Origin of the sequence: Fictibacillus aquaticus, from assembly GCF_002245695.1 — a bacterium.
GTDB classification, from domain to species: Bacteria; Bacillota; Bacilli; order Bacillales; family Fictibacillaceae; genus Fictibacillus; species Fictibacillus aquaticus.
This window is the reverse complement of sequence record NZ_NOII01000010.1, coordinates 37375-50739: the sequence shown is the minus strand read 5'-3', so window position 1 is coordinate 50739 and position 13365 is coordinate 37375. Positions and strand designations below refer to the sequence as shown.

The 13365-nt window shown below is 43.7% G+C and carries 10 protein-coding genes, 1 pseudogene and 1 riboswitch; of the genes and pseudogenes, 9 read left to right on the top strand and 2 right to left on the bottom strand.

Going from position 1 to position 13365, the window contains the following annotated elements; genetic code table 11:
* Positions 1-591 precede the first annotated feature (591 nt).
* The 8 genes and pseudogenes from CGZ90_RS15080 (at position 592) to CGZ90_RS15045 (ending at position 11263) form a co-directional block, all read left to right on the top strand.
* On the top strand, positions 592-1656 hold the full coding sequence (locus CGZ90_RS15080; protein WP_094253362.1) for a hypothetical protein: 1065 nt from the start codon (positions 592-594) through the stop codon (positions 1654-1656).
* A 79-nt stretch (positions 1657-1735) separates the two neighbouring features.
* Positions 1736-3100, top strand: coding sequence for a TrkH family potassium uptake protein (locus tag CGZ90_RS15075; protein ID WP_094253361.1), 1365 nt, complete (start codon positions 1736-1738; stop codon positions 3098-3100).
* Between the two features lie 60 nt (positions 3101-3160).
* Positions 3161-3313, top strand: a riboswitch (FMN riboswitch).
* 131 nt (positions 3314-3444) lie between these two features.
* Positions 3445-4564 (top strand): annotated as a pseudogene (gene ribD, locus CGZ90_RS15070) (bifunctional diaminohydroxyphosphoribosylaminopyrimidine deaminase/5-amino-6-(5-phosphoribosylamino)uracil reductase RibD).
* Positions 4537-5190: a riboflavin synthase gene (gene ribE, locus CGZ90_RS15065; RefSeq protein ID WP_094253359.1), complete on the top strand. Its 654-nt coding sequence runs from the start codon at positions 4537-4539 to the stop codon at positions 5188-5190. Before ribD ends, ribE begins: the two are co-directional and overlap by 28 nt.
* Positions 5191-5203: 13 nt before the next feature.
* Positions 5204-6397, top strand: coding sequence for a bifunctional 3,4-dihydroxy-2-butanone-4-phosphate synthase/GTP cyclohydrolase II (locus CGZ90_RS15060; RefSeq protein WP_094253358.1), 1194 nt, complete (start codon positions 5204-5206; stop codon positions 6395-6397).
* A 31-nt stretch (positions 6398-6428) separates the two neighbouring features.
* The gene (gene ribH, locus CGZ90_RS15055; protein WP_094253357.1) at positions 6429-6896 is read left to right on the top strand and encodes a 6,7-dimethyl-8-ribityllumazine synthase; all 468 of its coding nucleotides are present in this window, start codon (positions 6429-6431) and stop codon (positions 6894-6896) included.
* Positions 6897-7473: 577 nt separating this feature from the next.
* Positions 7474-9228, top strand: coding sequence for an ABC transporter ATP-binding protein (locus CGZ90_RS15050; RefSeq protein ID WP_094253356.1), 1755 nt, complete (start codon positions 7474-7476; stop codon positions 9226-9228).
* 1 nt (position 9229) lies between these two features.
* Positions 9230-11263 carry an ABC transporter ATP-binding protein gene (locus CGZ90_RS15045; RefSeq protein ID WP_094253355.1) on the top strand — a complete coding sequence of 678 codons (2034 nt, stop codon included), beginning with the start codon at positions 9230-9232 and terminating at the stop codon, positions 11261-11263.
* 47 nt (positions 11264-11310) lie between these two features.
* Here CGZ90_RS15045 and CGZ90_RS20790 read toward each other — a convergent pair whose 3' ends face one another.
* A complete protein-coding gene (locus CGZ90_RS20790) occupies positions 11311-11466 on the bottom strand; it encodes a hypothetical protein (RefSeq protein ID WP_165766874.1) in 156 nt (51 codons plus the stop codon).
* Positions 11467-11669: 203 nt separating this feature from the next.
* Here CGZ90_RS20790 and CGZ90_RS15040 point away from each other — a divergent pair, with 203 nt between their 5' ends.
* Positions 11670-12983: a globin-coupled sensor protein gene (locus CGZ90_RS15040; RefSeq protein ID WP_094253354.1), complete on the top strand. Its 1314-nt coding sequence runs from the start codon at positions 11670-11672 to the stop codon at positions 12981-12983.
* 44 nt (positions 12984-13027) lie between these two features.
* On the opposite strand, the gene ymzB is transcribed toward CGZ90_RS15040, so the two are convergent.
* A complete protein-coding gene (gene ymzB, locus CGZ90_RS15035; protein ID WP_094253353.1) occupies positions 13028-13363 on the bottom strand; it encodes a protein YmzB in 336 nt (111 codons plus the stop codon).
* Between the last annotated feature and the right edge of the window lie 2 nt (positions 13364-13365).

Here is a 13365-nt window from a genome sequence, read left to right as displayed (position 1 = left end):
AATCCATGAGAGATTTCATTCTTAGGTTAAATTGAGTGATCGACACATTCATCACATTCGCTTGATCATCTCGAATTCATCTTTGATAAAGTTGATCGGAGTGTAAGGTGCCGACTCCTGCGGGACGAGCGGGAAGGTGAGACACTCAATGGCGCGTAGCGGCGAGTGGCTCACCGCCCGCCCCGCGGAAAGCGTGCGCCTGAAACGCAGATCAACCCTTCTCTGAGTTCTTTCAGTTCAAAAGCAACAATCTTTTTTGAAAAAGCTCTATTTAATAGCGTGTTTTAGTTCGTTGATGCCTGCGATAGCTGCGACGGCTGCGAGTGATAAAAGGAATGTCATGCCGTACACCTCCTGCCTGATTGGTTGTTAAGTATAAAATATCCGCAAAACACAAATTTGAAACGTTATTGATTCTAATATAGTATTTCGGACCTGAAAACTATTTAATAGGCATACCTAAATAACTAAGAAAAATCAGAGTATTGTTAAAGGTTCGCGGCTATTTAATTTTGTACGTTGTGTGAAACTTGAAATAAAACCCATTTTCCAGAAAGTTAACTACCGTATAATGGAAGTGGGGGTGTGTTTATGAAAACAGTTCTAAGTACCAGACCTGTCCGAATAATTCTTTACCTTTTCATCATTTTGGCTGTTTTAAGCAGCAATTATTTCGTTTACCGCATTGAAGAAATGCCTGCACCGCCATACATGGTGTTCGGATCATTGTTTGATCTTCTTGTGGTCATACCTTTAGTGACTTACTTTATGATCATCAGAAAAAAGCATTCTTGGAAACTCGTTGTTCTTGCTGTACTGGCTGGATATTTTGCCGGAACACGCATTATCCCTTCAGCTCAGATGGAACAATTTTCGTATATTCCTAAAGTGCTAATTGGATTTGAACTGCTTATTGGAATTGCCGAACTGTATTTCCTCATTTTTATCGCACGCAAAATCATAAACGGAATCAGGAAATTTAAGCAAGATAATAATACTAATATCCCGTTTGCTATAAGAGCCAGACGTAATTTATACAGCCAGATTTCACCTTCTCCTGTTACCGAGCTGTACATGAGTGAATGGACGATGTTTTATTTTGCTTTCTGGTCTTGGCGAAAGAAAAAAACGGAAGGACCTAACGTTTTCACTTATCACGAAAAGACTGGATTTACAGCTATGAACATCATGCTGATACATGCTATTGCGCTGGAATCTGTCGGCTTTCACTATATATTGCACCAGTGGAACGTCTGGATGGCTTACGTTATTTTAGTGCTCAACATTTATACGATGATTTTTTTAATCTCTCATATTCAAGGGGTGAGGAAACAGCCGTTTGTATTGACAGATCAGGAGCTGGTTCTACAGGTAGGCATAACGAAAGGTATTGCTGTGCCTCTGGAAAACATTCAAGAGATAAGGCAATATGATGGACCCGATCAGCCAAAGCCTGCAGAGTTGAAAGAAACATTTGAGGCTTATGTGGCAGACTTTGTGCAGGAAAAACCACAGTTTGAGATCTTGCTGAACGAACCTCAGGATTATAAGCTGATGTACGGCATTAAACGTAAAGCAAGCAGAATTCTAATAAGAGTAGACAATCCTTCGCTGTTTTATGATAAAATCCGAGAGAGTATATCAGAAACTGCCTAGCATCCTCTTTTTATAGAGGGTGTTTTATTTTTTCGATTTTTGAAGAGACTTTTATATATTAAGCACTTGAGGTGGATTTATGTTTAAGGAAGCTTACAGGCCAAGAAGGGAAAAACACCTGACCTCGGTTCATCTGATCATCATCTTCTATTTAATTTCAGTAATTGTTGCTACAGGTTTGCTGAGCCTGCCTGGCCTTCATAGAGAAGGAACGGATGCTGCATTCATAGATATTCTGTTCACAGCAGTCAGTGCTGTTAGTGTAACCGGACTGACGTCTCTCAGTATTGCTGAGACCTTTAATCCTGCCGGTGTAGTTGTGCTTGCAGCTGTTGTGCAGATCGGCGGAATCGGTGTCATGACACTCGGAACGGCAATATGGCTTCTTATAGGAAAAAGAATAGGGATGAGAGAACGGCAGCTGATCATGACTGACCAGAACCAATCCACATTATCAGGACTTGTTCAGCTTATGAGGCAGATTTTGTTCCTGATTTTTGCCATAGAGCTTGTCGGCGCAATCCTGCTTTTTATCCTGTTCCTGCCCCATTACAGTTCTTGGCAGTCATCGCTTTATCATGCCTTCTTCGCATCGGTAACTGCTACAACAAATGCTGGATTTGATATTACAGGCAGTTCGCTTATTCCGTTCCGTCACGATTATTTAGTGCAGATTGTTACGATGTTCCTAATTACTGCAGGAGCAATTGGGTTTCCTGTATTGATCGAGATCAAGAATTTCATCAGCGAGCGGAAGTATAAAGAAAAATATACATTTACCCTTTTTACAAAAATTACGGTACTGACCTTCATGGGACTTGTTTTCGCGGGAGCAGTAGGTATATTCCTGCTGGAGATGAGGCTCTTCTTTGAGGGGAAAAGCTGGCATGAAACGTTCTTTTATTCGCTGTTTCAATCGGTTACTACCCGTAGCGGCGGACTCAGCACGATGAACATTCCAGATTTTTCTGTTCAGACATGGCTGTTTATCAGCATCATGATGTTTATCGGCGCTTCTCCTTCAAGTGTCGGCGGCGGGATACGAACGACTACATTTGCTGTTGTGCTTTTGGCCATCTATTCTTTTGCAAAAGGGACGGACACAATCAAAATTTTCAAAAGAGAAATTATCCCTGAAGACGTGAAAAAATCGTTTATCGTGGTGATTGTCGCGACCATGATCGTCCTGACTGCGACATTTATTCTTATGATCACAGATCCGATGGGTGTTGAGCTTTTATTTTTTGAGGTGTGTTCAGCATTCGGTACGACCGGCTTGTCTCTTGGCATAACGGCAGATTTAAGCGCAACCGGAAAAGTCATTCTCATGATTTTGATGTTTATCGGACGGATCGGGATATTGTCTTTCCTTTTCATCATCCGAGGAAGGACCGTAAACGAACGGTACCGCTATCCTCAGGAAAAACTGATTATCGGACAATAGCAAGTATTCACATTTGTATTCTCATATAAGGTTCTTTATAATGAATCTTAATTGAATACAAAGTACCTTCGGGGTCGGGTGAAATTCCCAACCGGCGGTGATGAAACATTTGTTTCTCAGCCCGTGACCCGAACGCATAGCTATGTGCTAGCGGGCGGTGGATTCGGTGAAATTCCGGAGCCGACAGTATAGTCTGGATGGGAGAAGGTAAGGAGAAGGCTTTTGCGCATTTTAAAACAAATACGTGATTAAGCTTTATTTAGCATTGCTTTTTAACAGCAAAAACCCCGGGAGAATTGTATCTTCCGGGGTTTTTACGTTTTAAGAGAAAGAAGGTGAGAAGGATGACAGATGAGCATTATATGAAGCTGGCACTTGAACTCGCAAAGAGTGCAGAAGGACAGACGTCCCCTAATCCGATGGTCGGTGCTGTAGTTGTAAAAGACGGACAGATTGCGGGAATGGGAGCTCACCTGAGAGCAGGGGAGCACCATGCAGAGGTTCACGCATTAAATATGGCAGGAGATAAAGCCATGGACTCAGTTATTTATGTCACACTTGAACCTTGCAGCCACTATGGAAAGACACCGCCTTGCGCTGACAGGATTATTGAAGCTGGTGTTAAGAAGGTTGTGATTGCCGCAATAGACCAGAACCCAATCGTGAGTGGAAAGGGTATTCAACGGCTTCGCGAAGCAGGGTTAGAAGTTGTAACTGGCATTTGCAGACAAGAAGCGGAAAGTATGAACAAAGTGTTCAATCACTTTCAAAAGCACCGCAAACCGTATGTTACTTTAAAGACAGCTGTAAGCCTTGATGGCAAAATCGCTGCCGCTTCCGGCGAAAGCAAATGGATTACGAGTGCAGAATCCAGAGATGATGCCCATCGTTACCGGCATTCCCATGATGCCATCCTTGTTGGAATAGGAACTGTCCTGGCCGACAATCCTTCTCTTACCACACGTCTGCCAAACGGCGGAAGTAACCCCATCCGAATTATTTTAGATACCACATTACAGACGCCGATCGAGGCAAAACTAGTAACAGACAGTGAAGCGCCGACCTGGATCATAACCGGTTCAGGCGTAAGTATGGAACAAATTTTACCGTATACAGAAAAAGGAGTACGTGTAATTCCTTTATCAACGCCTTCAATTGAAATTGAAAGTGTACTGGAGCTGCTCGGAAGCGAAAACATCACATCATTATTTGTTGAAGGAGGCTCCTCAGTGAATGGCAGCTTCCTGCAGTCAGGAAGCATTCAGCAGGTGATTATGTATCAGGCGCCAATTCTGATCGGAGGCTCAGATGCTCCCCAGCCTTTTGGCGGCGGGGGAATTGAACGGCTTAAAGACGCCTTAAAGCTGGAGCTTGAAAGTGTCGAACGAATCGGACCAGATATTAAAATTACAGCTTCGGTAAGAGGAGGATCATAAATGTTTACAGGAATCATTGAAGAATTAGGAACAGTATCCTCGATCCGAAAAGGGAACGAAACGATTGTCATTACAATTGGAGCACAGAAAGTCCTCGAAGATGTTAATTTGGGAGACAGCATCGCAGTAAATGGCGTCTGCCTGACGGTCACCTCATATACAGATAGACAGTTCACGGTAGATGTGATGCCTGAAACATATAAGACGACTACTCTGAAGGAACTGAATACAACTTCGGCAGTAAATCTAGAAAGAGCGATGGCTGCCGGAGGGCGGTTTGGGGGCCATTTTGTGTCAGGACATGTGGACGGAACAGGCGAGATCATCGATAAGCGGCCTGAAAAGAATGCCATCTATTATGAGATTAAGATGCCGGAGCCGTTAATGGTTTATTTTATGATGAAAGGCTCCGTTTCTATCGATGGGACGAGCTTGACAATTTTTGGCGTTTCAGATGACACGATCACCGTCTCACTAATCCCTCATACCGTTTCTCATACAGTTCTCGGAGCAAAGGGAAAAGGTCAGTCCGTAAATGTCGAATGTGACATGCTCGCTAAATATGTAAGCCGCATGATGGTGAGTAAAGTGAAAGAACGAACGGGCGGAAAAAAAGAACTGACATTTGAGTTTTTTGAGCAAAATGGTTTTTAGACAGGAGGAAAACATGTTCCATTCAATAGAAGAAGCACTTGAAGATTTGAAAACAGGAAAAATGATTATTGTTATTGATGATGAAGACCGTGAAAATGAGGGTGACTTTGTGATGCTGGCCGATAAAGTAACGCCTGAAGCGGTGAACTTCATGGTAACACAAGGACGGGGACTCGTATGTGTTCCGGTTACAGAGGAAATTGCTGACAGACTGGCGCTGGCACCGATGGTCCTGCAGAATACTGACTCCCACGGAACTGCTTTTACAGTGAGTGTTGATCATGCTAAAACAACAACAGGCATTTCGGCACATGAACGTGCTTTTACGATTAAAGAGCTTGCTGCATCGCATTCTGCTGCAGAAGATTTTAAACGGCCAGGCCACATATTCCCTCTTATCGCAAAAGAAGGAGGCGTGCTCAGGCGTGCCGGTCATACCGAAGCTGCAGTGGATCTCGCAAAGCTTGCAGGCGGGAATCCAGCTGGTGTTATCTGCGAGATCATGAACGAAGACGGCTCGATGGCACGTGTTCCGCAGCTTAAGGAAATTAGCGAGCAGCACAATATTAAGCTGATCACGATAAAGGATCTTATCGCTTACCGCAATAAACGAGACAAGCTTGTAAAGAAGGAAGTGGAAATCATGCTTCCGACTGAATTCGGCGACTTTAAGGCGGTAGGCTTCTCGAATCAGCTGGATGACAAAGAACATGTCGCTCTAATAAAAGGAGAATTGTCTCCAGATGAGCCGGTGCTTGTCAGGGTGCATTCTGAATGCCTCACTGGCGATGTTTTCGGTTCCAACCGCTGTGATTGCGGACCTCAGCTGCATGCAGCTCTCGCACAGATTGAAAGAGAAGGACGCGGTGTTCTGCTGTACATGCGGCAGGAAGGACGGGGCATTGGGCTGTTAAATAAAATGCGCGCCTACAAGCTTCAAGAGCAAGGACTTGATACAGTTGAAGCAAACGAGCAGCTAGGGTTCGCACCGGACTTAAGAGATTATGGCATCGGCGCTCAGATATTAAGGGAGCTTGGCATCCGCAAAATGAAGCTGATGACAAATAACCCTAGAAAGATTGCTGGCTTGAACGGCTATGGGCTGGATGTGACGGAACGCGTTCCGATTCAGATGCCGGCTGTAAAAGACAATGAACGCTACTTGAAAACGAAGAAGAGCAAGCTTGGACATATGCTTCATTTTTAACACTTAAAAAAATTCTGGAGGGTTTATAAAAATGGCTAAAACATTTGAAGGACATTTAGTAGGAACTGGGCTGAAGGTTGGAATCGTGGCAGGGCGTTTTAATGAATTCATTACAGGCAAGCTTGTATCGGGCGCACAGGATGCTTTTAAGCGCCACGGTCTCTCGGAGGATGATGTAGATATGGCATGGGTGCCAGGAGCATTTGAGATTCCTCTGATCGCGAAGAAAATGGCAGAGAGCGGGAACTATGATGCAGTCGTCACACTTGGTGCGGTAATCCGCGGCAGCACTCCGCACTTTGACTATGTATGCAACGAAGCAGCCAAAGGGGTTTCGGCAGCTGCGATGTCAACGGGCGTTCCGGTTATCTTTGGCGTATTGACAGTAGATTCTATCGAGCAGGCTGTCGAGCGTGCAGGGACGAAAGCAGGAAACAAAGGCTGGGAGGCAGCTGTTTCCGCGATCGAAATGGCTAATCTTACGAGGCAGTTCAACTAAAAAATTGGCCGACTTCCGCTGCAGCGGAAATCGGCCAATTTTTGTTTTTAGGCGAACATTTTCTTTGATTTTGTTTATTAATATTATTATGAGTTATATTATTTTTAATTTGACATACTAATTAGAATAGTGTTAAGATTACCAAAGTTAAACAAATACCTATTTTATGGAAAGGAGCAGGTGTCATGATGATTGTAATGAATAAGACTCTCGTCCGCAGAATGCAAACGGGCGCAGCAGCAGCCGACCTACAATTTCATACCATGACCCGCCGCTCTGGAAAATAGGCTAGCTGTCTTTTTTTCTGCATTTAGCTGAATTTTTACATATCTGGCAGGTCACATTTCCATTTGTGGCGTGTTTTTTTTATTTTTAAGCATACCCGCTCGTGGTATGCTTTTTTTATTTCGGTTTAACTGGAAAATTCCGTTAAATATAACAATTTTAAAGGGAGAAGTGAAGCATGTGAAAAGTAGAAAAACGATGATTTGGCTAGAACGAAAAGACCACACATTATTTGGGTAGCCAGGCAGCGGCTTATCACGCAGAACGTAAAGAGAGAAAGAGGGGATAACGTATGTTTACGGTTTTATTTAAGTTAGGCTGGTTCTTTAAGAGGCACTGGATAAGGTATACAATTGCCATTTCCTTGCTCACATTAGTTGGAGTGCTTGAGGTCATTCCGCCGAAATTGATCGGGGATGCAATCGACGCCATTTATATGGGGACACTTACAAAAGCTAAAATGATCGAGACAATATTAATATTTGCAGCAGTTCTCGTCACCATGTACGGGTTTATGTACATCTGGCTTTACCAGCTTTTTGGCGGAGCATTCATCATCGAGCGGACGATGCGTTCGCGTTTTATGCGCCACATGCTGAAGATGACTCCGACGTTTTATGAGAAAAACCGCACGGGAGATCTGATGGCAAGAGCAACGAATGACTTAAAGGCAATCTCGATGACTGCGGGGTTCGGTGTATTGACCCTAGTTGATTCCACGCTTTTTATGGGCACGATATTGCTAGTAATGGGCTTCATGATCAGCTGGAAGCTGACATTCGCAGCTATTATACCGCTGCCGGTTATCGCGATTATTATCAACAAGTATGGAGCTAAAGTACACCAAAGATTTACCGTAGCACAGGATGCATTTGGTGAAATGAACGATTCAGTATTAGAGAGTGTTCAGGGTGTGCGTGTCGTCCGGGCATACGTGCAGGAAGAAGCGGACATAAAGCGCTTTAATGATGTAACCGAAGAGGTGTATCAGAAAAACCTTGCTGTATCCCGGATCGATGCTTTGTTTGATCCGACGATTAAGATTATGGTCGGCATCAGCTATTTAATCGGTTTAGGATATGGAGCTTATATGGTCTTTCATAACACGATCACACTTGGCGAGCTTGTATCGTTCAACGTTTACCTAGGAATGCTGATTTGGCCGATGATTGCTGTGGGTGAATTGATTAACGTCATGCAGCGTGGGAGCGCATCGCTTGACCGTGTGAACGAAACATTAGCTTATAAACAGGATGTGGTGAACGGAGATGACCTTGTTCCGCTCGCGGAGCCTGGTACGATTGCATTTGAGAATGTCACGTTCCGATATCCATCATCTGAGTTTGATAATTTAAAAGATGTAACCGTATCCGTCAAAAAAGGCGGAACTCTTGGAATCGTAGGACGGACTGGATCAGGAAAAACGACTTTGTTAAAGCAGCTGCTGCGTGAATATCCTGCTGGTGAGGGTGAAATTAAGATTTCTGGCATTTCTATTGAAGATATTGATATGGAAGCTTTGCAAGGGTGGATCGGTTATGTACCGCAGGATGCTTTTCTTTTCTCACGCTCTGTAAAAGAAAATATTCAATTTGGCAACAGCAAGGGAACAGATGAGAAGCTTGACCATGTTCTTAAAATGTCTGCTTTCAGAAAAGATGTGGAGTTCCTGCCGGAAGGGCTGAGCACTTTAGTAGGTGAAAAAGGAGTGGCATTGTCGGGCGGCCAGAAGCAGCGTGTTTCAATAGCGCGTGCGCTTTATGTGGATCCAGAAATCCTTATCTTGGATGACGCCCTGTCAGCGGTTGATGCTAAAACTGAAGCGGCGATCATCCAAAACATCCGAACAGAACGCGCCGGTAAAACAACGTTTATCACGACACATCGTCTGTCAGCTGTAGAACATGCAGACTGGATAGTCGTCATGGATGATGGCTATATTGCAGAAGAAGGAACTCACCAAATGCTCATCGAGCGTGATGGGTGGTATAAGGAACAATACGAGCGACAGAAGCTCGAGGAAAATCTGAACGGGGAGGCGATTTAATATGAACGTCGGAAAACGACTGTTTCAATACGCCTTAATATATAAAAAGAGCTTTATGCTCGGCCTGTTCATGCTTGCAGTAGCGGTGGCGGCTGAATTAACCGGACCATTCATCGCCAAAACATTGATCGATGACCACATTCTCGGCATCGAGCGCACATGGCATGAAACAGAAAACAAAGACAGCTATACAGCTGAATATAAAGGAACGACTTATAAGCGATCCGATTATTTTGAAGATGGGGAGAAGAAAGGTCCTGAAGCGAATATCGTACAGATCGGGCGCTCTTATTATTTTGTTAATGAGAAAATCACCGCGAAAGAAGGTGACAGGAAGTACGAGAACAACCAAGTAATCTTCAGTTTTAAAGAAAAACAAACGGCATATGAAGCAGAAAAACTAACCATTAAGGAAGTATTTCCATTCTACAAGCCCGAAATAAAAGGAATTCTTAAGCTGATGGGCTTCTATCTAGCGCTTCTGATCTTCGCTGGCTTTTTCCAGTACGGACAGCGATTTATGCTGCAGCGTTCTTCCAACCTGGTTATTAAAAAGATACGACAGGATGTGTTCGCTCAGGTTCAGCGAGTTCCGATCACATATTTTGATAATCAGCCTGCAGGCAAAATTGTTGCTCGCATCACGAACGATACTGAATCGATCAAAGATCTGTTTATAAACGTGCTTGCCAACTTCTTTACAGGCATCATCTACCTGACAGGAATCTTCACTGCATTGTTCCTTCTGGATGCAAGACTAGCATCCATCTGTCTTGTGCTCGTACCGATTCTGCTTATTTGGATCAAGGTATACAGAAAGTTTGCCTCCGCGTACAACCATAAGATTCGATCGGTATTGTCTGACATCAATGCAATGATTAACGAATCGATCAACGGAATGACGATTATTCAAGCGTTCAAGCGTCAGAAGGAAACACAAAAAGAATTTGAAGCAATGAACACCGATTATTTCACGTACCAAAGAAAATTGCTCAGTTTGAATGCGATGACAGGACATAACCTTGTACTGCTGCTTAAGAATCTTGCATTCATGGCGTTCATCTGGTACTTCGGCGGGCAGGCGCTCGGTGTAGGATCCGCCATTTCTATCGGCGTATTGTACGCATTTGTAGATTATTTGAACCGTCTATTCCATCCGGTAACAGGGATGGTCAACCAGCTTGCTCAGCTCGAGCAGGCACTCGTTTCAGCTGAACGCGTTTTCGTGCTGTTAGATGAACCTGGAATGAAAGTGGTACGCCGCGACCCAGGGCGTTATACCGGAAATGTGTCGTTTGAAAATGTGTCTTTCAGCTACGTGAAAGATGAAAAAGTACTGAAAAACATTTCATTCGATGCAGCTCAAGGTGAAACGGTAGCCCTTGTCGGACACACGGGCTCCGGCAAGAGCTCTATTATGAATCTTCTGTTCCGTTTTTATGATATCAAGGAAGGCAAAATCACGATAGATGGCCGTGACATCATGGCGATGTCGAAGCAGGAGCTGCGTCAGCATATGGGTATCGTGCTGCAGGATCCGTTCCTTTTTTCCGGTACGATTGCAAGTAACGTCAGCTTGAATGACCCGTCCATCACACGCGAAATGGTGGAAAAGGCTCTTACCGACGTAGGGGCGATGCCATTTATTGAAAACCTGCCAAAAGGATTGGATGAACCGGTGATCGAAAAAGGCAGCACATTGTCATCCGGGCAGCGTCAGCTGATATCCTTTGCTCGTGCGTTAGCTTTTAATCCATCCATTCTCATTTTAGATGAAGCGACGGCAAGCATTGATACAGAAACCGAAGCTGTTATTCAAGAAGCACTGGATGTTCTTAAGAAAGGAAGAACGACATTTATCATCGCCCACCGATTGTCTACCATCAAGAACGCTGATCAAATCCTTGTTCTTGACCGAGGTGTGATCGTTGAGCGCGGACACCATGATGAACTGATGGAAAACAAAGGGCGCTACTATCAGATGTATCAGATTCAGCAGGGAAACGGTGAAAAGAATAAAAAAGCAGTAAGCTAAAAAAGAAAGAGGAGAAGCGGCTATGACGCTTCTCCTCTTATTGCTTTTTAGTTTGTTTCCTTATTTTTATCATCCATTTCATCGTTCTTTTCTCCATCATCTACACCATTATCTTGGTCCACACCATCTCCGCAGGCTGTCACTCCGCCTAAAGTCAACATCGCTGCAAGGCTTCCAACTAAAAGTTTTCGATAAAATGTCATGCGAATCTCCTCCTGATTTTTAAGAGTGTGTGCTGCTGTTTATTCATAGATTAAAAATACCCTTGTCTTCTTTCAGGAAACTTTTTTATGAGAAAACAGGAGTTTTGGCTTATTTTTGATTAGTCAAGTGATTTATATCACACCATTATTTTGTGCGTTGCTTTACTGTAAGGTTGAAGCTTCTTAGAAAAGAGGAGAAATAGTTGTCCATCTTATCGTTTATAACGCCAAAAGAGAAAATGCCGAGTTTAAAGGAAATAGCTGCTTTAAATCGTGATAAAGCGGTTATACGCTTGCCGGAGAACAGTGATCTGCAAAAACAGCTTAAAATGATTTCGTTAACGACGGAGGATCTGGCAGCTGCAAAACAGCTGCAGCCTTTTATTTCACAGCATATAGATCAGATTGTCAGCCGATTTTACAAAAATATTGAACATGAACCTAAGCTTATGAAGATTATTGAGAAGCACAGTTCTGTTCAGCGGCTGAAGGTGACGCTCAACCGGCACATTCAAGAGATGTTTGAGGGATCAATCAACGAGCAATACGCAGTGAAAAGAAAGTTTATTGCAGAAATACATTTTAAGATCGGCCTTGAGCCGAAATGGTACATATCATCGTTTCAGGATATGCTTTTGAGCATTTTAAACGTAATCAGTCTGCACTTTAACGATAAAGACGATTACCATACTGCAGCAGCAGCCGTGACGAAAATATTAAATTTTGAACAGCAGCTTGTTCTAGAGGCATTTGAACAGGAGCAGGCTAAACAGCGTGAACAGCATGAATATGAAAAACAAAAAATCCGGCAAAAAGTAAGTATGTCAGTAGATGAATTAGCTGCGATTTCGCAAGAGACAAATGCATCCCTGCAAGAGTTATCAGCTCAGGCAGAGAGTGTTGTCGGTTTTGCTAAAGACAGCAATGAAACAGCAGCAGAAGCAGGCGTTCAGTCACTTGAAGGGAAGAAAAGACTGAGTCTGCATATGGAAAAAGTTTCTTCAGTTAAAGAACGTACGATTCAGATTGCTGAAGAAATGCAGCTGCTCGAAGAGGCAACCGATCAAATACGGAGTGTTGTGGATATCGTTAAGGACATAGCTGAACAGACCAATCTGCTTTCGCTGAATGCTGCTATTGAAGCAGCGAGGGCAGGTGAAGCGGGCAAAGGGTTCTCGATCGTCGCCCAGGAGGTAAGAAAGCTTTCTGAACAAACTAAAACATCTGTTACAGGTGTAGCGGAAATTGTTTTGATCACAAACGAACGCATCGAAAAAGTATCTCGTTCATTGAATCGTATTCAGGAGATTGTAAAAGAAAGTGTAGCAGATTCAGGGGAAATCACCTCATTTTTTCATGATATCAGCGGAAAAATGGAAGTGAGCAGAAGTAAGAGCGGGATGCTGCAAGCCGAAATAGAAGGGATGGCACGAGTGATCGATGACTTGGCCGGCGCGGCAGGTCAGATTGCCTCTTCGGCGGACTCACTAGCTGAAATGGCGGGAAGCATGGAATAAAAAAAGGGTCAGCAGGAAATCCAATTTCCTGCTGACCCTTTTATTTAATTAATACTGATCGCATATTGTGCCCGGTTCGTCTGGAAGGTGATGATACTATTATCAAGCCTCACATCGTTTATGCCGTCGAGTGGCACTTCATACATTACAGAAGGAAGTTCAACTTGGCTTCCCTCACCCGTACTGTATGCACGGCCATGAAGGAACAGAATATGGTCACCTAAGTATTCGTCTTCGGCGTCCCGCTGTTCGAAAGTGGCTTCTTCAAGTGAGATAGTGATCTGATCCAAGTCACCCGCTTCTTCTTTGCGGATTGATATTTGCTGTCCGGCCCAGCTATTCAGGTAATCCTTCATTTCAATAATTTTAGTTTCCGACATAG